General features: G+C 63.3%; 23 protein-coding genes. 10 read left to right on the top strand and 13 right to left on the bottom strand.

Annotation, left to right across the window (positions count from 1 at the left end; all coding sequences use genetic code 11):
• The first annotated feature begins 258 nt into the window (after nt 1-258).
• From AC0L14_RS21645 to leuB, 4 genes are all read left to right on the top strand, one after another.
• Nucleotides 259-1482, top strand: coding sequence for an argininosuccinate synthase (locus tag AC0L14_RS21645; RefSeq protein WP_473750694.1), 1224 nt, complete (start codon nt 259-261; stop codon nt 1480-1482).
• Between the two features lie 163 nt (nt 1483-1645).
• On the top strand, nt 1646-2113 hold the full coding sequence (locus AC0L14_RS21640) for a hypothetical protein (RefSeq protein ID WP_473750681.1): 468 nt from the start codon (nt 1646-1648) through the stop codon (nt 2111-2113).
• Nucleotides 2114-2198: 85 nt separating this feature from the next.
• Entirely contained in the window at nt 2199-2582 is a 384-nt protein-coding gene (locus AC0L14_RS21635; protein ID WP_473485970.1) for a RidA family protein, read from the top strand.
• A gap of 232 nt (nt 2583-2814) precedes the next feature.
• Nucleotides 2815-3918, top strand: a complete 1104-nt coding sequence (gene leuB, locus AC0L14_RS21630) for a 3-isopropylmalate dehydrogenase (protein ID WP_473485971.1) — start codon at nt 2815-2817, stop codon at nt 3916-3918.
• A gap of 59 nt (nt 3919-3977) precedes the next feature.
• On the opposite strand, the gene AC0L14_RS21625 is transcribed toward leuB, so the two are convergent.
• Nucleotides 3978-4667 (bottom strand): DUF805 domain-containing protein, encoded by a 690-nt coding sequence (locus AC0L14_RS21625; protein WP_473750693.1) that lies wholly within the window; start codon nt 4665-4667, stop codon nt 3978-3980.
• A 200-nt stretch (nt 4668-4867) separates the two neighbouring features.
• A complete protein-coding gene (locus AC0L14_RS21620; protein ID WP_473750680.1) occupies nt 4868-6724 on the bottom strand; it encodes a DEAD/DEAH box helicase in 1857 nt (618 codons plus the stop codon).
• A gap of 435 nt (nt 6725-7159) precedes the next feature.
• On the opposite strand from AC0L14_RS21620, the gene AC0L14_RS21615 reads away from it, so the two are divergent.
• Entirely contained in the window at nt 7160-8194 is a 1035-nt protein-coding gene (locus AC0L14_RS21615) for an aspartate-semialdehyde dehydrogenase (RefSeq protein WP_473525902.1), read from the top strand.
• Nucleotides 8195-8434: 240 nt separating this feature from the next.
• Here the strand turns inward: AC0L14_RS21615 and AC0L14_RS21610 are convergent, their stop codons facing one another.
• Nucleotides 8435-8842 (bottom strand): ACT domain-containing protein, encoded by a 408-nt coding sequence (locus AC0L14_RS21610; RefSeq protein ID WP_473750679.1) that lies wholly within the window; start codon nt 8840-8842, stop codon nt 8435-8437.
• Between the two features lie 156 nt (nt 8843-8998).
• Between AC0L14_RS21610 and AC0L14_RS21605 the strand changes: the two genes are divergently transcribed.
• The 3 genes from AC0L14_RS21605 (at nt 8999) to AC0L14_RS21595 (ending at nt 10856) form a co-directional block, all read left to right on the top strand.
• Nucleotides 8999-9904: a bestrophin family protein gene (locus AC0L14_RS21605; RefSeq protein ID WP_473750678.1), complete on the top strand. Its 906-nt coding sequence runs from the start codon at nt 8999-9001 to the stop codon at nt 9902-9904.
• A gap of 124 nt (nt 9905-10028) precedes the next feature.
• Nucleotides 10029-10439, top strand: coding sequence for a DoxX family protein (locus tag AC0L14_RS21600; protein ID WP_473750677.1), 411 nt, complete (start codon nt 10029-10031; stop codon nt 10437-10439).
• Nucleotides 10440-10592: 153 nt separating this feature from the next.
• Entirely contained in the window at nt 10593-10856 is a 264-nt protein-coding gene (locus tag AC0L14_RS21595; protein ID WP_473485976.1) for a YMGG-like glycine zipper-containing protein, read from the top strand.
• A gap of 84 nt (nt 10857-10940) precedes the next feature.
• On the opposite strand, the gene rpsP is transcribed toward AC0L14_RS21595, so the two are convergent.
• The 7 genes from rpsP to AC0L14_RS21560 all read right to left on the bottom strand — a co-directional run bounded on the left by rpsP (nt 10941) and on the right by AC0L14_RS21560 (nt 18042).
• Nucleotides 10941-11342 (bottom strand): 30S ribosomal protein S16, encoded by a 402-nt coding sequence (rpsP, locus tag AC0L14_RS21590; RefSeq protein ID WP_473485977.1) that lies wholly within the window; start codon nt 11340-11342, stop codon nt 10941-10943.
• A 110-nt stretch (nt 11343-11452) separates the two neighbouring features.
• Nucleotides 11453-11779 carry a chorismate mutase gene (locus AC0L14_RS21585; RefSeq protein ID WP_095495656.1) on the bottom strand — a complete coding sequence of 109 codons (327 nt, stop codon included), beginning with the start codon at nt 11777-11779 and terminating at the stop codon, nt 11453-11455.
• 7 nt (nt 11780-11786) lie between these two features.
• Entirely contained in the window at nt 11787-13409 is a 1623-nt protein-coding gene (gene ffh / locus AC0L14_RS21580; protein ID WP_473485978.1) for a signal recognition particle protein, read from the bottom strand.
• A gap of 359 nt (nt 13410-13768) precedes the next feature.
• Nucleotides 13769-14734: a lysostaphin resistance A-like protein gene (locus AC0L14_RS21575; protein WP_473525906.1), complete on the bottom strand. Its 966-nt coding sequence runs from the start codon at nt 14732-14734 to the stop codon at nt 13769-13771.
• 203 nt (nt 14735-14937) lie between these two features.
• The gene (locus tag AC0L14_RS21570) at nt 14938-15537 is read right to left on the bottom strand and encodes a DUF1236 domain-containing protein (protein WP_123148752.1); all 600 of its coding nucleotides are present in this window, start codon (nt 15535-15537) and stop codon (nt 14938-14940) included.
• A 63-nt stretch (nt 15538-15600) separates the two neighbouring features.
• A complete protein-coding gene (locus AC0L14_RS21565; RefSeq protein WP_473485980.1) occupies nt 15601-16695 on the bottom strand; it encodes a zinc-binding metallopeptidase family protein in 1095 nt (364 codons plus the stop codon).
• Nucleotides 16696-16794: 99 nt separating this feature from the next.
• Nucleotides 16795-18042: a flavin monoamine oxidase family protein gene (locus tag AC0L14_RS21560; RefSeq protein ID WP_473485981.1), complete on the bottom strand. Its 1248-nt coding sequence runs from the start codon at nt 18040-18042 to the stop codon at nt 16795-16797.
• A gap of 265 nt (nt 18043-18307) precedes the next feature.
• Here AC0L14_RS21560 and AC0L14_RS21555 point away from each other — a divergent pair, with 265 nt between their 5' ends.
• Complete coding sequence (locus AC0L14_RS21555) at nt 18308-19102, top strand: lytic murein transglycosylase (RefSeq protein ID WP_473525907.1); 795 nt, start codon at nt 18308-18310, stop codon at nt 19100-19102.
• Between the two features lie 222 nt (nt 19103-19324).
• Here the strand turns inward: AC0L14_RS21555 and AC0L14_RS21550 are convergent, their stop codons facing one another.
• Both AC0L14_RS21550 and leuD read right to left on the bottom strand, forming a co-directional pair.
• Nucleotides 19325-20254 carry a hypothetical protein gene (locus tag AC0L14_RS21550; protein WP_473750676.1) on the bottom strand — a complete coding sequence of 310 codons (930 nt, stop codon included), beginning with the start codon at nt 20252-20254 and terminating at the stop codon, nt 19325-19327.
• Between the two features lie 60 nt (nt 20255-20314).
• Nucleotides 20315-20920 (bottom strand): 3-isopropylmalate dehydratase small subunit, encoded by a 606-nt coding sequence (gene leuD / locus AC0L14_RS21545; protein WP_123148747.1) that lies wholly within the window; start codon nt 20918-20920, stop codon nt 20315-20317.
• A gap of 152 nt (nt 20921-21072) precedes the next feature.
• On the opposite strand from leuD, the gene AC0L14_RS21540 reads away from it, so the two are divergent.
• Nucleotides 21073-21498 carry a GNAT family N-acetyltransferase gene (locus AC0L14_RS21540; RefSeq protein WP_473750675.1) on the top strand — a complete coding sequence of 142 codons (426 nt, stop codon included), beginning with the start codon at nt 21073-21075 and terminating at the stop codon, nt 21496-21498.
• A gap of 104 nt (nt 21499-21602) precedes the next feature.
• Here the strand turns inward: AC0L14_RS21540 and AC0L14_RS21535 are convergent, their stop codons facing one another.
• Nucleotides 21603-22769 carry an NAD(P)/FAD-dependent oxidoreductase gene (locus AC0L14_RS21535; protein ID WP_473485985.1) on the bottom strand — a complete coding sequence of 389 codons (1167 nt, stop codon included), beginning with the start codon at nt 22767-22769 and terminating at the stop codon, nt 21603-21605.
• Between the last annotated feature and the right edge of the window lie 30 nt (nt 22770-22799).

Here is a 22799-nt window from a genome sequence, read left to right as displayed (position 1 = left end):
TGGAGCCTATATCGCAGGCGCCAAGCCGGCGCCAGCTTCTCGCTAGCAAAGCGTCTGGTCCAGCCGGGTCGAAAGGTCGATGTCGGCGCCGTTGGTAGTTGGCGAAGGCCGCAGCGACATCCGATCTCCCCGCTTGCGCGGAGATCGGCAGCTTCACCGACGGCCTGAACACCGTTCGTCTCTTGCGCAGCCCGGAAAGCCCGTGATACCTCGCCCGGCGAGAACCCTTGTCGCGGAACCGCCAATATGTCCCCCAGCCTGTCAAAAGCAAAAGCCGTCAAGAAGGTCGTGCTCGCCTATTCCGGCGGCCTCGACACTTCCATCATCCTGAAATGGCTGCAGACCGAGCTTGGCGCCGAAGTCGTCACCTTCACCGCCGATCTCGGCCAGGGCGGCGAGTTGGAGCCGGCGCGGCGCAAGGCCGAGATGATGGGCATCAACGACATCCGCATCATGGATGTGCGCGAGGAGTTCGTTTCCGACTTCGTCTTCCCGATGTTTCGCGCCAATGCCGTCTATGAAGGCACGTATTTGCTCGGCACCTCGATCGCACGGCCGCTGATCTCGAAGCACCTGGTCGAGATCGCAAAAGAAACCGGCGCCGATGCGATTGCGCACGGCGCCACCGGCAAGGGCAACGACCAGGTCCGCTTCGAGCTCTCGGCCTATGCGCTCAACCCCGACATCAAGGTCATCGCGCCATGGCGCGATTGGTCGTTCAAGTCGCGCACCGACCTGATCAATTTTGCCGAGCAGCACCAGATTCCGGTGCCTAAGGACAAGAAGGGCGACGCGCCGTTTTCGGTCGACGCCAACCTGCTGCATTCGTCTTCCGAGGGCAAAGTGCTGGAAGATCCATGGAGCGAGCCGCCGGAATTCGTCCATCAGCGCACCATCTCGCCGATGGACGCGCCGGACAAGGTCACCGAGATCGAAATCGAATTCCTGAAGGGCGATCCGATCGCGCTCGACGGCAAAAAACTGTCGCCGGCTACGATGCTGGCGGCGCTCAACGATCTCGGCCGCGACAACGGCATCGGCAGGCTCGACCTTGTCGAGAACCGCTTCGTCGGGATGAAATCGCGCGGTGTCTACGAGACCCCCGGCGGCACCATACTGATATCAGCCCACCGGGCGATCGAATCGATCACGCTCGACCGCGGTGCCGCTCACCTCAAGGACGAGTTCATGCCGCGCTACGCCGAGCTGATCTACAACGGCTTCTGGTTCGCGCCCGAGCGCCTGATGCTGCAGGCGATGATCGACAAGAGCCAGGAAGATGTCGAAGGCACGGTGCGGCTGAAGCTCTACAAGGGCAACGTCATCGTCACCGGCCGCAAGTCGAAAAAGACGCTCTATTCCGACGCGCTGGTCACCTTCGAGGACGACCGTGGCGCCTACGACCAAAAGGACGCCGAGGGATTCATCCGCCTCAACGCGCTGAGGCTGAGGACGCTGGCGGCGCGTAGTCGTAAGGGTTGATATTCCAACCAGGCCCAATGCTTAGACGAGTTAGGAGCCCGGTGAAGACGCCGGGTTTTATTTGGCGCTTCTAATATAATAGAGGCCGCGCTCTCAGATCGTCTCCTGTTTGACTTTTCGGTGGTTTGATCTTACTTCTCTTTCGGGTCGGGGAGCTTTGACAGTGAAAACTAGAATTTTTCTTCTGCTTGCGGCGGTCGCCGTTTTTACCGGGTGTCAATCCACGCAAGCCCTGGCGGGGCAAACATCCAAATTCCGTACCTGCAGAAGTTTTGACGGCCCCTTCCAGATTCCCGCGTCCCAGAAATGCCCGTTGAGCGGCTACGCGGAGGGTTCCAGAGTCCCGATGGTCATCGAGGGCAAGCCAAAGGCGGCTACCCCGGCGCCGCGGAACTCCAAATTCCGTACCTGCAAAGGTGTTGACGGCCCCTTCCAGATTCCCGCTTCCCAGAAATGCCCGTTGAGCGGCTACGCGCAGGCTCCCGGAGTCCCGATGGTCGTCGAGGGCATTCCAAAGGCGGCTGCCCCGGCGCCGTGGATGCTCAAGTTCCGTACTTGCAACGGTGTTGACGGCACCTTCCAGGTTCCCATTTCCCAGAAATGCCCATTGAGCGGCTACGCGCATTATTGAGCGTGATGTGCCCAGGCGCCCGCCTGGCCCATAGCTGGAAGGCACGTCTTCAGCTCATATTGCCTGAAGCATATGCGAGGGAACCATGCGAAAACTGATCTCCACCGGCTCGCCGTTCGAGAAGGCCGCCGGATATTCGCGCGCCGTGGTACAAGGCGACTGGTGTTTCGTTTCCGGAACGACTGGCTACGACTATGCGACCATGTCGATGCCGGAGACGGTCGAGGGGCAGACGCGCAATTGCCTGGCGACGATCGCCAAGGCGTTGCAGGATGGCGGCTTCGAGATGGCCGATGTGGTGCGGGCGCATTTTTACATCACCGACGCGGCTTTCGTGGATATCGTCTTTCCGATCCTCGGCGAGGCCTTTGGCGACATCAGGCCAGCGGCGACGATGATCGTCTGCCAGCTCAATAAGCCGGAAATGAAGGTCGAGATCGAAGTGACGGCACTCAAGCGCACGGCCTGAGCGCGGCGGCGGTGCAGAAGCTTGCGCGACGTCGGCGGGCGTCAAGCATCGCCAAAGATGCTCTGAACCAAACGCTTGCGCATAGCCCGCTTGGCGTTTAGCAAGGCCGCGGCTCTACAGCGCCGCGCGTCCTTTTGGACGCAAACGACCCTGTAGAATTTTGGTTCTGCGCATGATCTTTCCGAAATCGATGCCGATTTCGGGGTCATGCGCCACAGTTAGGACGGTTCTAATGGCTTCGAAAAATCTTCTCCTGCTCGCCGGCGACGGCATCGGCCCCGAGGCGATGGCCGAGGTGAAGAAGCTGATCGCCGCCATGAACGACAAGCTCGGCAGTGGTTTCGTCACCGATGAGGGGCTGGTCGGCGGCTGCGCCTATGACGCGCATGGCGCGGCGATTTCCGATGCCGATATGGCCAAGGCGATGGCTGCCGACGCGGTGCTGTTCGGCGCCGTCGGCGGGCCGAAATGGGATGCGGTGCCTTATGAAGTGCGCCCGGAAGCCGGACTGCTGCGGCTGCGCAAGGACATGGAGCTGTTCGCCAATCTCAGGCCGGCCATCTGCTATCCGGCGCTGGCGGCGTCGTCCTCGCTCAAGCAAGAGGTGGTCGAAGGACTCGACATTCTGATCGTGCGCGAACTCACCGGCGGCGTATATTTCGGCGAGCCGAAGCAGATCATCGATCTCGGCAATGGCCAAAAACGCGGCATCGACACGCAGGTCTACGACACGTTCGAGATCGAGCGCATTTCGGGAGTTGCGTTCGAATTGGCGCGCACCCGCAAGAACCACGTCACCTCGATGGAAAAGCGCAATGTGATGAAATCAGGCGTGTTGTGGAACGAGGTCGTCACGCAGACTCACAAGGCCAGATATGCCGACGTCAAGCTCGACCACATGCTGGCCGATGCCGGCGGCATGCAGCTGGTGCGCTGGCCCAAGCAGTTCGATGTCATCGTCACCGACAATCTGTTCGGCGACATGCTGTCCGACATCGCCGCCATGCTGACCGGCTCGATCGGCATGCTGCCGTCGGCGTCGCTCGGCGCGCCGGATGCCAAGACGAAAAAGCGCAAGGCGCTCTACGAGCCGGTGCATGGCTCCGCGCCCGACATATCAGGCAAGGGCATCGCCAACCCGATCGCCATGATCGCCTCCTTCGCCATGTGCATGCGCTATTCCTTCGGCATGGTGGCCGAGGCCGACCGTCTGGAAAGCGCCATCGCCGCCGTGCTCGACCAGGGCTTGCGCACAAGGGATATTCTTTCCGAGGGCATGACCGAGGTCGGCACCACTCAGATGGGCGACGCGATCATTGCCAAGTTCCTGGGCTGAGCCTGTGGCGGTCGAAGTCCGCCCGCCTTCCAGCCCCTCAAAATCACTGTGTCGAGCAGCTAGGCCCTGACGCCCGCCGGCACTGGACCCCACTGGTTTTCACGGGCCTGCGTTGGGATCAGCGCGAAGACCAGGATGATCAGCCAGCCGATGGTTGGGATGAGCACCGCCAGAAAAAGCCAGCCGGTCAGGCCGATGTCGTGCAAGCGACGCACGTTCAGTCCGATCCATGGCGGGATCGTCGCCAGCACAAACGTACCGCAAAGACCGACCGTCACTGCCGGCAATTCGTCAATATTGCCCATGGCGTCGTCGATGAAGAGGCCAATGCCTAAGACCACAATCAGCGCGATCGTCCAGAACAGGCAAAAGCCCCAATATTCCTTGCGGCGGGCACGACCGGCGAAGTTGAAGTAATTTTCAGTCAGGCCCCGCCAGAAATAATCCCACAATCCGGTAGCCGCGGCGGGACGACTTTCAGCGGACCGGCCGAAATGTTGCGGCGCCCCGGGCGCATTGCCGGCCTGAGACGGGGCGACGGATGCGTCCGTCGGACTGGCGGTTTGGGCGCGGACCGAAAAAACGTCGCGTGCCCGTCCGCCAGCCGGCTGGAACTCGATGGCTGTGCCCCTGCCTATCGTCGCCTCTCGGCGCAGATCCTCGCGCGCGAACGTGTAGCGGTTGCCGTCGGCTCCGGTGATGAAACCGAAGCCGTGGTCCTCGTCATAGTGAAGCACTTCGCCGCGCATGTCCTGCCCCTCGTCCCGCTGGCCAGACTGTTCAAAGTTGCGGCAGACCGCAAGGGGTGCGTGCGAAATGGAGCTGTGGGCATGTCGCGCCACCATGCCTTCGTCATCCCCGGGGCGGCAGGAGCGAAGCGACGTGCAGAACCTTGCTACAGCTTTCGTTTTCCGCGGCGTTCTTTGGCCACCTGTCAAGATCGCATAATTCAGGCCGGCCGCTTCTTCGATTTCTTGTTCTTGGCGGGTCCGGCCTTGTCGAATTTCGGTTTGCCCGCCTTCCCGGCCCAAGGCTTTGCCTCGAACGCGGCAGGGCGCTGATCGGCTGACGGTGCGCGCTTCTCGAATTTGGGCGCGTTCTGGTCGAATGTCCGCTTGCCACGGTGTGGCTTCTTGTCCGGCCGTGGCTCCTGATAGCCGGCCCGCGACAGGTCGGGCGTGCCGTCCAGCCGCTTCACCGCGATGTTGTTCTGCAGCTTGCGGTCGGGGCCGATCGCCTGGAGAAACCGGTCGGCCCAATCCGCCGCGATCTGCACGAAGGTTTCCTCCGGCTGCATCTTGATGGCGCCGATCTCGCGCTTGCTGATGCCGCCGGTCCGGCACAGCATCGGGATCAGCCAGCGCGGCTCGGCATTCTGCCGGCGCCCCACCGACAGCGAGAACCAGACGCTGTCGCCGAAATCGTCGCGGCGGCTTGGCGCCTCGTCGCGACGGGCGGATCGATCGCCAGAGGGCCTGTCGCCTGACGGCGTGAACGGTGCGACGTCAAGGAGATCCTCGGGCGCCGAGCGGCTGGAGCGGCACATCCGCACAAAGGCCGCCGCCACCAGTTCGGCGCCACGTTGGTCGAGAAGCGTGCTGACGAAGCCGCGCTCATCATCCGTCACAGGCTCGCTGAAGACCGGGTCGGCGAGGATGCGCTCGTCGTCGCGGCGCAGCACGTCGTCGGCCGAAGGCGGGCTTGCCCATGTCGCCGCAAGACCGGCACTTTGCAGCAGCCGTTCGGTGCGCCTGCGGGCATTGTTGGGCACGATCAGCGCGCTGACGCCTTTGCGTCCCGCCCGTCCGGTCCGCCCGCTTCGGTGCAGAAGTGTCTCCGGATTGGTCGGCAGGTCGGCGTGGATCACCAGTTCGAGATTGGGCAGATCGATGCCGCGCGCCGCCACGTCGGTGGCGATGCAGACTTTTGCGCGGCCGTCGCGCATCGCCTGCAGCGCGTGGCTGCGCTCGTTCTGGCTCAGCTCGCCCGAAAGCGCCACCACGGAAAAGTTGCGGTTGTTGAAGCGCGCAGTCAGGTGATTGACGGCGGCGCGCGTGTTGCAGAACACCAGTGCGTTCTTCGCCTCGTAATAGCGCAGCACGTTGATGATGGCGTTTTCCCGGTCGGCTTGGGCCACGCTCAGCGCCCGGTATTCGATGTCGAGATGCTGCTTTTCCTCACCGGCGGCCGAGATGCGCACCGCATCGCGCTGATAGCCTTTGGCCAGCGTGGCGATGGAGCGCGGCACGGTGGCCGAAAACATCAGCGTGCGACGCTCGGCAGGGGCAGCGTCGAGGATGAATTCCAGATCCTCGCGAAAGCCGAGATCGAGCATCTCGTCGGCCTCGTCGAGGACGACCGCCTTCAGATCAGACATGTCGAGCGAGCTGCGGGTGATGTGGTCGCGTAGCCGGCCAGGCGTGCCGACGACGATGTGGGCGCCGCGTTCCAGCGTGCGTCGCTCGGTTCGCATGTCCATGCCGCCGACGCAGGACGCTATCGCTGCGCCGGTCAGTTCATAGAGCCATTCGAGCTCGCGCGTTACCTGCAAAGCGAGCTCGCGCGTCGGCGCGACGGCCAGCGCCAGCGGTGCGGCGGCGTGGGAAAAGCGCTCGGCGCCATCGAGAAGGGTCGGCGCCAGGGCCAGCCCGAAGGCGACGGTCTTGCCGGAGCCGGTCTGCGCCGAAACCAGCGCATCGGCCTGCCCGAGCTCGAGAACCGCCTTCTGCACCGGTGTCAGCTCGACATAACCGCGTTTTTCCAGCGCCTTTGCCAGCGCAGGGACAAGTGCTTCGAAATTGGACATATGCTTCTTTCGGAATTCGGATTCTTTTATGCCCGGCAATGGGTCATCCGTCGGCGAGCGCCAGGAGCGCCACAAGCCAAACGATCCAATCGTTCGTACTTCGCGCCGCCGCCATTGTACAGGGCAAGCCGCCTCGCCGCATCGCGATTGACTCTTTACGCAAACCGGGTAAAAGCCGGCACCGAACGGGATAGTTTCGATGCGCGGCCTTTTGATGGCGCTTCTTGCATTCGACTTTCCCGGCCGCAATGCGAACCATTGGGCCGGGCGTGTCGGCGCGTCTCCTCGTTCCAGCAAAACTACGGCTAAAACGACCACTCAAACGGTCTGATTCCCTTGGCCTAACCACCCTCTCCCGGGTCCGGCCCGGGGGTTGAAACCCGCATCGGCCGGCGGGTTTTCTCCAAAACCGAGCGGAGAGGACAGGAGATTTCGATGAGTTTCAAGGTTGCAATCGTCGGCGCCACGGGCAATGTGGGCCGGGAAATGCTCAACATACTGGAAGAGCGCGGCTTTCCGGTGAGCGAGGTGGTGGCGCTGGCCTCGCGGCGCAGCCAGGGCACGGAAGTGTCGTTCGGCGACCGCACGCTGAAGGTCAAGGCGCTCGACCAATATGATTTTTCCGACACCGACATCTGCATCATGTCGGCCGGCGGCAACGTCTCTAAGGAATGGTCGCCGAAGATCGGCAAGCAGGGCTGCGTCGTCATCGATAATTCGTCGGCTTTCCGCTACGACCAGGACGTGCCGCTGATCGTGCCGGAAGTGAACCCGGACGCGATTTCGCTGTTCACGCGCAAGAACATCATCGCCAATCCGAACTGCTCGACGGCGCAGCTGGTCGTGGCGCTGAAGCCGCTGCATGACTTCGCCACCATCAAGCGCGTCGTCGTCGCCACGTATCAATCGGTCTCCGGCGCCGGCAAGGAAGGCATGGACGAGTTGTTCACGCAGACCCGCGCCGTTTTCGTCGCCGACCAGGTCGACGTCAAGAAGTTCACCAAGCGCATCGCCTTCAACGTCATCCCGCATATCGACGTCTTTCTCGACGACGGCTTCACCAAGGAAGAGTGGAAGATGGTCGCCGAGACCAAGAAGATGCTCGACCCCAAGGTCAAGCTGACGGCGACCTGCGTGCGCGTGCCGGTGTTCATCGGCCATTCGGAAGCGGTCAACATCGAGTTCGAAAAGCCGATCACCGCCGAGGAAGCACGTGAGATCCTGCGCGAAGCGCCGGGCTGCCAGGTTCTCGACAAGCGCGAGGACGGCGGCTACATCACGCCGCTGGACTCGGCCGGCGAGGACGCCACCTTCATCTCGCGCATCCGCGAGGATTCAACCATCGACAACGGCCTGTCGATGTGGATCGTCTCCGACAATCTGCGCAAAGGCGCGGCACTCAACGCCGTGCAGATCGCCGAATTGCTGATCGAGCGCGGGCTGATCCAGCCGAAGAAGAAGGCGGCTTAGTTTTCGCTCGCGGGCCGTATCGCCGCTGCCGCGGCGGGCCCTCCGCGGGGGCGCCGGACAACCGGCGGCCCGCAGTCGCGGGCTCGGCCTTCGGCCGATAGCTCCCTTCTCCCCGTTCACGGGGAGAAGGTCCCGGCAGGGGGATGAGGGGCGGCACGGCGTCTCAAGTTCTGGTCAGTTTTGACGCAACGCCTCACCAACTCCGGCGTCTCTCTATCGTAAACGAGGCAGGCGCCCGCCTCACCCACGATTCTCTTCCGCCAGCTTCGTCAGTATCGCCACCGCCTCCTCCGCCCGGTCGGCCGGGACGAACAAATGGTCGTGGTAGAAGGCCGAGACCGGATTGACGCCCATGCCGGCGGCGGCAAGACGCGTGGTGATGGCGGCGAGAAAGCCTACCGCCTCCAGCGACGAATGGATGTTCAGCGTCACCATGCGGCAGCGAAACACGATCTCCAGGCCAGCGGCCTTGGCTTTCTCCTCTAGCGCGATCACCGTCGTGCCCTCGCGCTCGCGAAACAGCATCACTGGCTCAAAGGCGTCTGGTATGGGCGCATCGCGCGGCAATGTGGCGAAGACGTGGACGCCGGGACGCAATTCCGGCGTCATCGTTGCCAGCAGTTTCTTCAGATCGGTCTCGCCGGCCATCGATTGCTCCCGAATGTCTTGCGGATTTTCGATAACGTGCTCGGGCCCAGACCGGCAAGACGACATCGCCATGTCGCTGGCGGCTGGGCTTGTGCGTGTATTGCGTCAAACAATGGAACCGATCAGGATCATTGCCGGTCCGTGAAAGGGGTTTCGATGATCGTTCGCCCGCGCCCGGGATTCTTGCATCTGTTCTTCATCATGCGCGGCTCGGTGGTGCCGCGCATCCTGCCGCAGATCTTCGGCTTCGGCGTCTATGGCGCGCTGGTGGTGCTGGCGGTCAGAGCCCTGAAGCTCGACCTCGGCAATGCCGGCCCCGCGCCGTTCGCCTTGCTCGGTGTGGCGCTGTCGATCTATCTCGGTTTCCGCAACAATGCCGCCTATGACCGCTGGTGGGAAGCGCGCAAGCTGTGGGGCCAGCTTGTCTTCGACATTCGCAATCTGGCGCGCGCCAGCACCGGGCTGATCGAAAACCGGGCGGAACTGCGCGGCCTGCTGATGGAGGCGATGGCCTTCTGCCACTTCCTGCGCGGCCTGCTTCGGCGGGTGGACGCAACGTCGGACGCACGCGCGTTCATCGGCGACGAAGCCGAAAGTGCCGCCAAGACGGCCAACGCGCCCGACGCCATGGTGCGGCGGATGGGCGAGCGAGCCGCCGCACTATACAGGGCCGGGGCGATCGACGTCATGGGCTACCGCATCCTCGACGAGCGCCTGGCTGAAATCGCCGCAGCGCAGGCCGGCTGCGAGCGCATTATGGGAACACCGCTTCCGTTTGCCTACACGCTGCTCCTGCAGCGCACCGCCTATATCTTCTGCCTGCTGCTGCCGTTTGGGCTCGCCTCGACTGCCGGGTGGGCGACGCCGCTGTTCACGGCGCTGATCGCCTACACCTTCTTCGGCCTCGACGCGCTTTCGGAGGAACTCGAGGACCCGTTCGGCACCGAGGCCAACGATCTCGCCCTCGACGGCCTGTGCCGCGTCTGTGAAATCTCGGTGTTCGAGGCGCTCGGCGAGGCGCCGCCAAAAATGATCCCCGCCGAAAAATACTATTTTTCCTAGGGTTTGTTCCCACGCGTATGGCAGCGCCGTGCGCTCAAAAGATCGTAGACGTGTCGGATCGCCGCCTCACGCCGCGTCCTTGGTTCGACCCTCGCCAAGAGGGCTCGAAACAACCGGAGGACCAATGACCATGTCTCAAACAGCATCCGTCACGCCGGGCGCGCTGTGGACCGGCCGAGGGCTCAGCGCCCTCATCGTGCTGTTCATGATCTTCGACGGCGTCATCAAGCTGCCGCCGCTCGATGTCGTCACCCAGACCATGGTGCAGCTCGGCTGGCCGGCCGATCCCAACGTCTCGCGCATGCTCGGCATCATCGGACTGGTCTCGACCGCGCTCTATGCGGTGCCGCGCACCTCGGTGCTTGGCGCCATCCTGCTCACCGCCTACCTCGGTGGCGCCATCGCAACGCATATACGTATCGGCAGCCCGCTGTTTTCGCACACACTGTTCGGCGTCTATCTCGGCTTCATCTTGTGGGGTGGCCTTTTCCTGCGCAATCCCAGGATGCGAGCGCTGATCCAGTTCAACCGATAGCGGCGACTTCAAAAGCCGTTCGATGGCGGTCACGCCGCCAGAGAAGGCGCCGTCTGCCGCCGCCCTTCTTCTTTGTCTTTGGATCAAATCGCCCGGTTGCGAGTTAGAAGATGTGGCGGCGAGGACGGAAAACCCCGGTTGAGAGGAACGACGATGAAGAAACTGGTAATCCTGATGGTACTGGCAACCTCGCTCGCAGCCTGTTCCCGGACAGAACAGGGCGCTGCGGTCGGTGGCCTGGGTGGCGCGGCGGTCGGTGCTGCAGTGGCCGATGACGCAGTTGAAGGTGCGGTGGTCGGTGGTGCTGTCGGCGCCCTCGCCGGCGCACTGATCGGTCGTGCTACCGAACCCGGCCGCTGCCGCTACCGGGATCGCTATGGCCGCGTATACATCGCCCGTTGCCCGCAGGGCTATTGAACAGGCGCGGCCTCCCTCACGGGCATGCCCTGAAAAGACAACGGCGGGCAATGGCCCGCCGTCTTCATGACCGATAAAGGTCGACTATTCGGCGGTCGCGGCTTCCGCCTCGGCCGGCGCGGCGGCCGCGGCGGCAACAGCGGCGGCTGCATCGTCCTGCGCCTTCCTCAGAAGTGCGGCGCGTTCCTGCGCCTTCTTGCCGGGCTCGGCCTTCTTCGGGTTGGAGCGGGTCTCACGCTTGGCGATGCCGGCCTCATCGAGGAAGCGCAGCACGCGGTCGGTCGGCTGGGCGCCGTGCGAAAGCCAATGCTTGACGCGGTCGGCGTCGACCTTGACCCGCTCGCCGTCCTTGGGCAGCAGTGGGTTCCACGAGCCGAGCGACTCGATGAAACGGCCGTCGCGCGGCGAACGGGCGTCGGCGACGACGACGTGGTAATAGGGACGCTTCTTCGAGCCCGCACGGGACAGTCGGATTTTCAGTGGCATTTTCTTTCTCCTAAAATTCTGATTTTCGTTGATCGGGGTTATGACTGTTGTCTTTATGCATGTCGTTGTCCCAAAACCGCTGCGCACTTTTGGGCGACATGCACTGGTCCTCAGCCGGTTTTCGTTACGCCGTTGGATGCGGCGATATGCTCATGATGCCGGATCACTTCACGGACGACGAAGTTCAGGAATTTCTCCGCGAAATCCGGGTCGAGATGGGCGTCCTTCGCCAGTTGGCGAAGGCGGGCGATCTGCTGCTGCTCGCGTGCCGGATCGGCCGGTGGCAGGCCATGCGACGCCTTCAGTTCGCCGACCGCCTTGGTGCAGCGGAAACGCTCGGCCAGCATGTGGATGAGCGCTGCGTCGATGTTGTCGATCGAGGCGCGGTAGTCGACCAGCGCCGCACGTGCGTCGGCCATGTCCTTTTCTTCGTTCATCGCGCCCTCACTTCTTCTTGCCGGGGCCGTTCTTGCCAAGCATTGGCAGACCGCCGCCAGATCCCGGCAAACCAGGAAGCTTCATGCCGCCGGGCAGCCCAGGCAGGCCACCGCCACCTGGAAGGCCAGCGGGCAGGCCCTTCATGCCGCCGAGACCGGCTGCCTGCGCCTGCTTCTGCAAGGCTTCGAGTTGCTTGGGGTCCATCTTGGACAGGTCCGGCATGCCGCCGCCCATCATGCCGCCCGGGCCACCCATGCCTCCCATGCCGCCGAGGCCCATCTTCTGGGCCAGGCCGCCCATCATGCCGCGCATCAGGCCACCGCCTTTGCCCTTGCCGCCCATCGCCTTCATCATGTCCGCCATGCCGCGATGCATCTTCAGGAGCTTGTTGATCTCGGCCGCATCGGTGCCGGAGCCGGCGGCGATGCGCTTCTTGCGCGAGTGCTTCAGAATATCGGGGTTGGCGCGCTCGGCCTTGGTCATGGACGAGATGATGGCGAGCTGGCGGCCGAACATCTTGTCGTCGAGACCGGCGGCAGCCATCTGGTCCTTCATCTTGCCCATGCCCGGCATCATGCCCATGATGCCGCCCATGCCGCCCATCTTCGACATCTGCTGAAGCTGGCCGGCAAGGTCGTTCAGGTCGAACTTGCCCGACTGCATCTTCTTGGCCATCGCCGCCGCCTGCTCGGCGTCGATGTTTTCGGCAGCCTTTTCGACCAGGCTGATGATGTCGCCCATGCCAAGGATGCGGTCGGCGATGCGCTTGGGATGGAATTCCTCCAGCCCGTCCATTTTCTCGCCGGTGCCGATCAGCTTGATCGGCTTGCCGGTGACGGCGCGCATGGAAAGTGCTGCACCACCACGGCCGTCGCCGTCCATGCGGGTCAGCACCAGGCCGGTGATGCCGACGCGCTCATCGAAGCTTTTCGCCAGATTGACGGCGTCCTGGCCGGTCAGCGAATCGGCGACCAAAAGGATTTCGTGCGGCGACGACACCTTCTTGATGTCGGCCATCTCGACCATCAGCGGCTCGTCGATATGGGTGCGGCCGGCGGTGTCGAGGATGACCACGTCATGGCCGCCGAGCTTTGCCGCCTGCACGGCGCGGCGGGCGATGTCGACCGGCGTCTGGCCCTCGACGATCGGCAGCGTGGCGACCTTGACCTGCTCGCCGAGCTGACGGAGCTGCTCCTGCGCGGCGGGGCGCCGCGTGTCGAGCGAGGCCATCAGGACCTTCTTGTTCTGACGCTCGGTGAGGCGCTTGGCGATCTTGGCCGATGTCGTCGTCTTGCCGGAGCCCTGCAGGCCGACCATCATGATGACGACCGGAGCCGGCGCATTGAGGTCGATGGCGACGCCCTCGGCGCCCAGCATCTCGACTAGCTCGTCATGGACGATCTTGACGACCATCTGGCCGGGCTTGATCGACTTCAGCACGGCGGCGCCGACGGCTTTCTCGCGCACCTTGTCGGTGAAGGAACGCACCACTTCCAGCGCCACGTCGGCCTCGAGCAGCGCACGGCGCACCTCGCGCAGCGCCGCCGAGACATCGGCCTCGGACAGGGCACCGCGGCCGGTAAGGCCGTTCAGGATGGAGCCAAGGCGCTCCTGAAGGGATTCAAACATCTGTCTTCCTTCAATCTCGGTTCGGGTTCGATCCGAGAGGTAATGCGTTCGCGCCCAGTATCCAACTCAAAGCCAGCCCAAACAAAGCCAGCCCGGGCAAAAGCCCAAAGCCAAAAAGCACCCGGGGGCGCACAGCGCTGCCGGATGTTGGCCTCCAGGATCGATTTACAGCACGTCACCTCAAAGAGGCTTCGGCGTCCCGGTCGGCTTGCTCGGAGGGATACTCGTCGCGGAATTCGCGGCGTGTAGACAGGAAATCGGCCGCGGAGTCAAGGCGCGGACAAAAAGCGATGGCCAATCGCTTCAGGTTTGCGCTGCCCCTCATCGCCCTGCCGGGCACATCTCCCCGTATAGTGACATCAGGCGTTTTCTCCCGACTCCGACTTATCCGGCTCGACCTTCAGCGGCGAGCGCGGATGCAGCAGCAGCAGAACAGTCAACAGGCTGCAGACGATGCCGATCGCCGCGATGAGGACGGCATCAAGCGTCGTCCAGCCGGGGCCTTCGAGCGGCATGGCGTTGAACAGGGCGAAGGAATTGTAGCTTTGCTGATGCGAAATCAGCAGGAAGCCGGTCAGATTGTTGCCGAGGTGGGCGCCGAAGGCCGCGCCGAGGTTGCCCGTGGCATAGACCATAAGCGTCAGGAGCAGCGCAAAAGCAGCGATCGAGGCCAGCACGCAAGCGTTGATGGCGACCGTCGAGCTTGGGCTCCAATGCATCGAAGTGAACAGAAGCGCTGGCAGCAATGCCCAGATGAAGGGGTTTTGAAACCGGTTGGCCAGGCCCCTGAGAAGATAGCCGCGAAACAGCACCTCTTCGGACGAGGTCTGCAGCAGGGCCAGCGCAGCGATCGGGATCAGGAACAGCAGCCAGGACGACAGGCCGATCGCACCGCGCGCAATGTCGGGCTGCAAGAGATAGAGCAGGATTTCGGAGAGCAGCGATGTGATCAGCACCGCGGCCAATCCCCTAAGAAATCCCGAGCGCGAAACGCGGTGGCTGGTGCCGATCAGCGCCATCAGCGGTTCGCGATGGACCCAGCGCATGGCACCCCACAGGCCGAGCCAGATTCCGGCGAACGAGGCGAGCGCGGCGAGGATCCCGGCGGGCGAGGCCAAGAAATTCTGCACCGCCCCTCCTTCCATCGGGGTGCCAGACGATGCCTGCCAGATAACAAAAAGATAGGCGCCGCCGAACAGCACGGCGATGGTTGTCGCGACCCAGAACAGGACGACGATCGCCGTTCCGAGCAGGAGCCGCGGCAGGGTCGTCTTGGCGTTGGGAGAGCGCCGATAATGCTCGAAGGCGGCAGGGTCTGATATCACGCGGGTTCCTTGCCTGATGCATCGGGTCGCATGATCTAGAGCATCGGACCCAAAAGTGGAACCGGTTTTGGGAAAATCCGATGCTCGAACAAAAGGCTGGAGCGGCGGGCACGCCGCTCCAGCACGAAGCTCAGGTTAACGATATCGGACAGAGGCGGCCGACGTTGGCTCTTGCCGGGCGGCCGCCTGATTGCTCGCTGATGTCAGCGCTCGACGTACATGATGCGTCGGGTGCCGGGATCGACCAGTGCCGGCTGACCGTTCACATAGACATAGCGGTAGTCGTAGTCCGGAATCTCACGCAACTCGACGGTGTCGGGCAAGGTCGCGCCCGTAACCACCTCGCCCTCGAGATAGACCGGGTCGACCCGGTTGGTCTCGATATAGGTGCGGATTTCGGCCGGCGGCCGCCTGATCGGCTCGATCGGCTCGCCAGCGACGATCGCTCCGGTATAGGTGTCGGGATCGTCGACGTCGGCGGGCGCTTCGACGATGGTAATGTCTGCGTCGGCCGGGCGCCGGGTCAGGACGACCTCGTTGCCGCCGAAATCGGCCGTCACATAGTCGGAATAGATCCAGCCCTGGCCATTGGCCTCGGCTATGGTGCACCATTTGCTGTTTTGGATGCAGCCATCGAGCGTTGCCGACTGGCCGGCGGCGAGCACGCCGATGACCGGGTATTGCGGGCCTGGGCCGGCGCGAATGTTGAGATCGGCGACAGCCGAGACGGCGGTATCGGCCAAGGCCGTGCCCGACATGGCGACAAGCGCTCCGGCGACAGCAGGAAACAGTATGCGCTTCATGGTTTCGCTCCGTGTTGATGGTCCCTCGCGAACGAAAACGAAGCAAGGCCTCATGCGTTCCGGCTAAAAGGCCTCGGCCGGCTCACGTTTTGTTCCGGTTTCTTTCACTACACCAGTCAGGAGTTCATGGACGAAGGCCAGCTTCTGTGCCGTCAGCTCCGAGATGACGAAGGGATAGAGGTCCGGCAGGCCCATGCAGCGGTTGATCGAGTTCGACGCTTCCGACAGCACCAGCCAGCGGGCCAGGATCTTTTCGAACGGTTCGGGAACGGCGGCAGGTTCCGACGGCGCCGGTTGCAGCTCGCCGCCGGTGTCGTCCCGCGACAGGTCATTGGCCTCCACGGTTTCCAGCCGGCCGAGCGGGAAATTCAGCGCATGCACCATCTCCAGCGTATCGGTGATGTGCAGATGGTGTGCCCATGTCTCAGCCCAGTCCTCCCAGGGATGGGACGTGGCATAGGCGGAAATGTGGTCCTGCTGCCAATCGGGCGGCGCGCCATTGGCATGGTAGGCCTTCAGCGCCTGCTCATAATCGGTGCGCTCGTCGCCGAACAATGCACGGAAGGCAGCAAGCCGTTGCGGGTCGTCGCGGATCAGGCGGTCCCAGAAATAGTGGCCGAGCTCGTGGCGGAAATGGCCGAGCAAAGTGCGGTAGTTCTCGCCCATCTCGACGCGCCGTCTTTCGCGCTCGGCCGAGTCCGCCTCGGCGACATTGAGTGTGATCAGGCCGTTGTCATGGCCGGTCAGGATACGCTCGCCACCCGGACCGCCGATCGGATCGGCGAGGAAGTCGAAGGCGAGGCCGGCCTCGTCGCCGGCGTTCTGCTTGGGTGCGACCGGCAGTCCGGCGGCGAGCAGCGAATAGATTGCCCGCTTCTTTGCCGCTTCGACGCGGATCCAGCGACGGCGGTTGCCCTCGACCGAAAGGTCCGGGATCAACTGGTTCAGCACGCAGGCGCGGCAGAAGGCATGGCCAGGTTCAGCCATCCAGTTGCAGGCGCACTCGTCGGCATTGGTGCACTGGAAAACGCCGCCGGCGCCTGACAACACGAAGCGCGCATGCCCGGGATCGTAGAGCACGGAGCTGGCGCAGTTCAGGCACTGGGCGTTCTCGAAATAGAGGCGGTGGCCGCAATGCGGGCAATCGAAGAGCTTCATACCAATCTCAAATCACCAGGTCTCAAATCATCAGCCCGGATATAGTGCGGAGCGGCATATCGCCCAAACGCCTGTCGGCGGCCGGCGTTCCTGCCGTTGCTATTTTGCCGCAAGCTGGGCGGCGACCGTTCTCGCCACCGCCTCGCCCGATAGCCTGGCGCCGCCGCAGGTTTGCATCAGCGGACCGGCCAGATGCTCGCCGGCGAAGAAGATTTTTTCCGCCACCGGCTGCATCAGCGTGGCGCGCGCCTGCGAACGGCCGGGTCGGGCCGCCGCATAGGCGCCGCGCACGAACCGCTCGCCGCCCCAATTGGTCATCATGGCGCGCCCGACATGTTTTCGCACGTCACCGCCGAAGATGGCGCACAGCCGGTCGACGACGAAGTCGACGCCTGCCGCCTCGCCCGCCGCCGACATCTCCCAGGCAAAATCGCCGCCGACGAAGCCGACCATCAGGTCGAGGTCGAAGGGAAAGCAAAGGAAGTAGATGTCGTGCCTGGCCAGCCGCTCGATCAGCAGGTCGTCGAAGGGCGCCAGCCCGAGCCTTGTGCCCGTGATTTCAACCGGCAGCTTGGTCAGCATGCCCATCGGCAGGTCGAAGAAGGCAGCGAAATGCGTGTCGGGCAGCGCCGGCGCGAATTCGACCTCCTCGAAGGCGAGCACCGCCGGCGAGGCGGTGACGATGGCCGCCTTGGCGCGGATGGTGCCGCGATCGGTGACGCAGGCGACGCCGGGCACGTCCCAGAGGATTTTCCGCACCGGCGTCGACAGCTCGACCGGCACGTCGACGCCGAAACGGGCGACCAGCGCGCCGAACCCCTCCTTGGTGAAATAGTTCGGCTCGAGATCGGCGGCGGCCTGAAAGTCGCGGATCGATATCTCGTCCTCGTCGGCACCGAAGTCCATCGGTCCGGCAAAGGTGGCGGCGGCGCGCGGCGCATGGCCCCTGGCGAGCAACGCCGAAAGACGGTCGTCGTCGCCGGGCTTGACCTCATGCGCCGCCAGCAGCTCGAACAGCCTGATATCGGCCGCCTTCATTGCTGCCTCTTCGTCCTCGCTCGCCTTTCGGTTGCGATAATAGAGATGGTCGACATTCATGTCGTGATGATGAAGCGTCCAGCGGGCGGCTTGCGCCTCGGCAAAATAGGGATTGCGGTCGGCCGCGTGCAGCCAGGCGCAGCCGATGTCGAAAGGAACGCCGAAATGCTGATCGCTGGTCCAGGCGCGGCCGCCGATACGGTTCATCGCTTCGAGCAGCTTGAAGGAAAGGCCGGCCGCACGCAGGGTCTTGGCGGCGGAAAGTCCCGCCGAACCGGCGCCGATGACCACGACGTCAACGTCTTCCATGAATATTCTAGCCCCCGACACAATAATTGCTTGATCGTAAGCAAGTTCTCCGGCATTCGCCAGCGCTGCGGTGGCGATGCGTAAACGACTTCTTAGCGCGGCGGCTCGAAAATCGGTTTCGATTGTCGGAAAGCACGATGCGCTGATTGTAAAGTGTTGGAGCGTACTGCGTCCAACTGGGCGCACGTCGCTCCAACGGTGACAAGCGGGCGTTTCGCTGGCAAATTCGTATTTGGGACAAGATCCAGGCAACCAGGAGAGAAACATGGCATTTTTTGCCAAGGGAAAGATTTTCGCGGCGGCAGCATTGATGATGCTTGCGGCGGCAACAGCGGCACAGGCCGCCCAGTGCGGCAATACTGGCGCGGGCTTCGAAGCGTGGAAGGCTGAGTTCGCCTCGGAGGCTAGAGCCAACGGTGTAGGCTCGAAGGGTCTGGCCGCACTGGCTAACGCGACCTACGCAAAAAGGACGATCGCCGCCGACCGCGCTATCCACAAGGCTTTCAGCGGCTCGGTGGAAGCTTTCATGAAGCGCCGTGGCGCATCCACCATCATTTCCAAGGGCCGTTCGCTGAAGAAGTCGAACGCGGCGCTGTTCGACAAGATCGAGGGAACCTACGGCGTGTCGCCGGGTGTGTTGCTCGCCATCTGGGGCATGGAGACCGGCTTCGGTTCCTCCATGGGCAACCAGAATACGGTCTCTGCCATTTTAACGCTTGCCTATGATTGCCGCCGACCGGAGTTCTTTTATCCGCATGCCATTGCAGCCCTGAAGCTGGTTGATCGCGGCGCGTTGAGCGCGTCGTCGGTCGGTGCCGCGCATGGCGAGATTGGCCACACGCAGTTCCTGCCCGGAAATGTTTTGAAGTATGGAGTCGGCAACAAAAATCTGCGCGACAAGAGCACTGCGTTGGCTTCCACCGCCAACTTCCTCAAGGGTCATGGTTGGCGGGCCGGCGGGAGCGCGCAGGCGAATATGGGCGCAATTGCTGGCTGGAATTCCGCGAGCGTCTATCAACAGGCCATCGCCCGCATGGCCACGGCGATCGATGGCGACTGATGGAAATCTCTATTCGACGGAAAACCCGGCCATGCGCCGGGCCTTTTTGTTGATGCTCTAATGCATGTCGCCCAAAAGTGCGCAGCGGTTTTGGGACAGCGAAATGCATAAAAACAAGAACTTAAAGCGCGTTGCGTGAATCCTTTCAGACGCAACGCGCTTTAGGGTTACGACTGCCGCCGCTCGGCCCCGCCTCGGGAACGAAGGCGCGAAGCAGAGAAGCTAATTCGGCGAGCCGAGCGCCTTGTCCATCGCTTCCCTGACCTCGGCGGGCCACGTGTTCACAGCTGGCCACGCGTCCGGCTCGGGCTTGTCGCCCCGGCGGGCGAAATAGAGCTTGTGGTTGGCCGGGTCGACCGCCATGAAGCCGTCATTGCCACCGCAATTGTGCGGCACGCAGCCGCTGGCATAGAAGGCGCCCGAGGCGGTTTTCTCGGTGCCGCCGCCGACCAGCAGGCTGGTCGCCATCTCGGGCATCTCCTTGCCGAGCAGCGTCTCGGCCAGCCTGTAGACGGCCTCGTTGTGGAAAGCGGCGACGATGTTGTCGTATTTCGACGGATCGACGTCTTTCCAGTCAGTGCCGGGCTCCGGCATATAGGTGAGATTGCCGGAAATCGTCAGCCCGTCCGTCGGCGACCATTGCAGCGCCGGCTTGGAAACGCCCGGCAGCAGATAGGGCACGAAATAGATGGCGCTGTCGGAGATCGCAGCCGGCGGTGCGCCGCATTCATCCTGCTCGACCGTGATGCTCTGGATGGTGCCGCCTTCTGGCTTCCAGACGATCACCGTGGCCGGGCCGCACTGGTTGCCGCCATCGCCGACATCGACCAGCGCGACGTTGACCCCGCCGACCTTGACGATCTTGTCGAAGGACACCTCGTAATTGCTGGCCAGCTGCTTGCCGTCATAGGCCAGCACCTTCTCGCCATACTCTTCCTGCTGGGTGATGGTCAGCTGCCCACTCTCGAACGGGACCGGTGCTTGGCTGTCATCGTCGGCTAGGGCCGCATTGCTCGACGCGCCCAGGTCGGCGGCCCGGCCGGACGCATTGTCAGCCGGCACGAGCACCATGTCGGTCTGTGCATGCGCGCCAGCCACCGGCATCAGAATCCACGCCAGCGCGCAGGCGCCGGCAAGAAGCGAACGTGTCATGACTGTCCCTCAGTTCAGCCGCCACGAACCCGGCCTGTCGCGGCCGGGTCATCGTACCGCTCAGGCCCAGGGGCGCTCAGCGGCGTTCTTCTTCTCGAACGAGGCGATAGCGTCGGCCTTCTCCATGGTCAGGCCGATATCGTCGAGCCCGTTGAGCAGGCAGTGCCGCTTGAAGTCGTCGAGGTCGAACTTGACCACGCCGCCGTCCGGTCCGCGGATTTCCTTGGCTTCGAGGTCGACCGACACCGTTGCGTTGGAACCGCGCGAGGCGTCGTCCATCAGCTTCTCCAGATCCTCGGGGCTGACGGTGATCGGCAGGATGCCGTTCTTGAAGCAGTTGTTGTAGAAAATGTCGGCGAACGAGGTCGAGATGACGCAACGGATGCCGAAATCGAGCAGCGCCCACGGCGCGTGCTCGCGCGAAGAGCCGCAGCCGAAATTGTCGCCGGCGACCAGGATCTGCGCCTTGCGATAGGCCGGCTTGTTGAGCACGAAGTCCGGATTTTCCGAACCGTCGTCCTTGTAGCGCATTTCGGCGAACAGCCCGCTGCCGAGCCCGGTGCGCTTGATCGTCTTGAGATAATCCTTGGGGATGATCATGTCGGTATCGACATTGACGATCGGCATCGGCGCGGCAACGCCGGTGAGCTTGGTGAATTTTTCCATGGTCTTTGCCCGTCTTCTTTTCGCTGCGGGGATGTGTTGGCGCCCGGTTTACACAAAGCTGCGGGCAAATAAAAGGCGGCTGTTTTGGGCTGGCCCTGGTCCTGGAGCACAGGCCGCTTCAAAGTTGCCCCCTATGGTGCACCTTGGCCGGCATGACAACACGTCCCAAAGTCCTCTACGCCAGCGAACCGACCCTCGACGCAGCCGAGTTCCGCCGCATGCTGGTGGAATCCGGCCTCGGTGTCACTCGGCCCATCGATGACGACGTTCGTCTGAAGGCGATGCTTGCCAATGCAGATCTGGTGTTGACGGCGCGCCTCGATGCGCCTGGCAAGCCGCTGATTGGCCTCGCCCGAGGCATCACCGACTTCTCGTGGGTATGCTATATTTCCGAGCTCGCCGTTTGCAAATCGGCGCAGGGGCTCGGCGTCGGCAAGGGCCTGCTTGACGAAGCGCGGCGGCAGCTCGGGCCGTCCGTCGCCATCTCACTGATTTCCGTGCCCGACGCCGTCGGCTTCTACGAACGGATCGGCATGGCGCGCATGGCCGACGCGTTCTGGTTCGGCCGCGAGCGCTGACGGCTCGCCTGTCGCGATCCTTCGCGCCCCCCTCTGTCCTGCCGGACAGAGGGGGGCTGTCCCTCCAGCATCTAAAGGACCGTCGCGGCGCCAGCCCTTCTTGGCTAGATCACATTCAATTCCCTGAAAGCCCGCCCCTCGGCGACGCGCTCATACCCCAACGCCGAGCAGTCCACCGTGCGGTAGCCGCCATGCACGATCAGCTCGGCCAGCGCCTTGCCGACGGCCGGCGCCTGCTGCAGGCCGTGGCCGGAAAAACCGTTGGCGAAGAGAAAATTCCTGACCTGCGGATGCGGGCCGATCACCGCGTTCTGGTCGAGCGTGTTGTAGTCGTAATGGCCGGCCCAGGCGCGCGTCGGCTTGATCGCCTCGAAGGCGGGAATGCGGGTCGCCAGCACCGGCCAGATCACCTCTTCGAACAGCGGCCAGTCGGGCTCGAAATCGCTGGGATCGGCAGGGCCGTCGTCCTCTTCCGGCTCGGCACCGCCGGTGATATAGACCGAGCCTTCCGGCCTGACATAGATACCTGAGGGATCGACCAGCAGCGGCATGTCATCATATTTCTCGCGCGCCTCGAAGATGAAGACATTGCGCTTGCGCGGCTCCACCGGCAGCGCCAGTCCGGCCATTGCGGAAACCTTGCCGGCATTTGGCCCGGCGGCGTTGGCGACGATGCCGGCGTCGAGCCGCTCGCCGTTGTCGAGGTTTACCCCGGTGACGCGGTCGCCCTGCCGTTCGATACCGGTCACATCAGCGGTGATGAAATCGATGTTTTTGTCCCGCAGGGCCTTGCGGAACAGCATCAGCATGGCATGCGCGTCGAACCAGCCCTCGCCCGTGCGGCCGTAGGCGCCGGCGGTGATGCCCTCCGTCGACAGCCACGGAAACCGGCGGACGAGCGCCTCCGCATCCTCAAGCACGATGTCGGCGCCCTCGGCCAACTGCGTCTCGTGGTTGGCCTTGAGGATAGGCAACCCGTTCTCGCCGGCAAGGATGAGATAGCCGCCTTCGCGAAAGCCGATATCGGCGTCGGCCCCGAATTCTTCCGTCAGTCGCCGGAACAGTTTCAACGTGAACTGTGACAGGCGGATGTTTTCGGGAATCGAAAACTGCTGGCGGATCGAAGCGCAGGACAGCGTCGTTGCCGCATGGGCGAATTGCGGGTCGCGCTCGACCAGCGCGATCGAGCCCGAAAAGCCTTCCTCGCGCAGATAATAGGCGATCGAGGAGCCGACGATGGCTCCACCGATGATGACGACGTCGTAGCGCACTTTTTCGATTCTCCAGTTCCAGAGCATGAT

The sequence above is a fragment of the Mesorhizobium sp. WSM4841 genome (assembly GCF_055811515.1).
The sequence above is the reverse complement of the archived record's forward strand: the minus strand, read 5'-3'. Positions and strand labels throughout refer to the sequence as shown.

Bases quoted from the DNA above. Each gene is read 5' to 3' on its own strand.
- AC0L14_RS21635 (WP_473485970.1), top strand. From the start codon at position 2,199: ATGCGAAAACTGATCTCCACCGGCTCGCCGTTCGAGAAGGCCGCCGGA.
- leuB (WP_473485971.1), top strand. From the start codon at position 2,815: ATGGCTTCGAAAAATCTTCTCCTGCTCGCCGGCGACGGCATCGGCCCC.
- AC0L14_RS21625 (WP_473750693.1), bottom strand. From the start codon at position 4,667: ATGCGCGGCGAAGTGCTTCACTATGACGAGGACCACGGCTTCGGTTTC.
- AC0L14_RS21620 (WP_473750680.1), bottom strand. From the start codon at position 6,724: ATGTCCAATTTCGAAGCACTTGTCCCTGCGCTGGCAAAGGCGCTGGAA.
- AC0L14_RS21615 (WP_473525902.1), top strand. From the start codon at position 7,160: ATGAGTTTCAAGGTTGCAATCGTCGGCGCCACGGGCAATGTGGGCCGG.
- AC0L14_RS21610 (WP_473750679.1), bottom strand. From the start codon at position 8,842: ATGGCCGGCGAGACCGATCTGAAGAAACTGCTGGCAACGATGACGCCG.
- AC0L14_RS21605 (WP_473750678.1), top strand. From the start codon at position 8,999: ATGATCGTTCGCCCGCGCCCGGGATTCTTGCATCTGTTCTTCATCATG.
- AC0L14_RS21600 (WP_473750677.1), top strand. From the start codon at position 10,029: ATGACCATGTCTCAAACAGCATCCGTCACGCCGGGCGCGCTGTGGACC.
- AC0L14_RS21595 (WP_473485976.1), top strand. From the start codon at position 10,593: ATGAAGAAACTGGTAATCCTGATGGTACTGGCAACCTCGCTCGCAGCC.
- rpsP (WP_473485977.1), bottom strand. From the start codon at position 11,342: ATGCCACTGAAAATCCGACTGTCCCGTGCGGGCTCGAAGAAGCGTCCC.
- AC0L14_RS21585 (WP_095495656.1), bottom strand. From the start codon at position 11,779: ATGAACGAAGAAAAGGACATGGCCGACGCACGTGCGGCGCTGGTCGAC.
- ffh (WP_473485978.1), bottom strand. From the start codon at position 13,409: ATGTTTGAATCCCTTCAGGAGCGCCTTGGCTCCATCCTGAACGGCCTT.
- AC0L14_RS21570 (WP_123148752.1), bottom strand. From the start codon at position 15,537: ATGAAGCGCATACTGTTTCCTGCTGTCGCCGGAGCGCTTGTCGCCATG.
- AC0L14_RS21565 (WP_473485980.1), bottom strand. From the start codon at position 16,695: ATGAAGCTCTTCGATTGCCCGCATTGCGGCCACCGCCTCTATTTCGAG.
- AC0L14_RS21560 (WP_473485981.1), bottom strand. From the start codon at position 18,042: ATGGAAGACGTTGACGTCGTGGTCATCGGCGCCGGTTCGGCGGGACTT.
- AC0L14_RS21555 (WP_473525907.1), top strand. From the start codon at position 18,308: ATGGCATTTTTTGCCAAGGGAAAGATTTTCGCGGCGGCAGCATTGATG.
- AC0L14_RS21550 (WP_473750676.1), bottom strand. From the start codon at position 20,254: ATGACACGTTCGCTTCTTGCCGGCGCCTGCGCGCTGGCGTGGATTCTG.
- leuD (WP_123148747.1), bottom strand. From the start codon at position 20,920: ATGGAAAAATTCACCAAGCTCACCGGCGTTGCCGCGCCGATGCCGATC.
- AC0L14_RS21540 (WP_473750675.1), top strand. From the start codon at position 21,073: ATGACAACACGTCCCAAAGTCCTCTACGCCAGCGAACCGACCCTCGAC.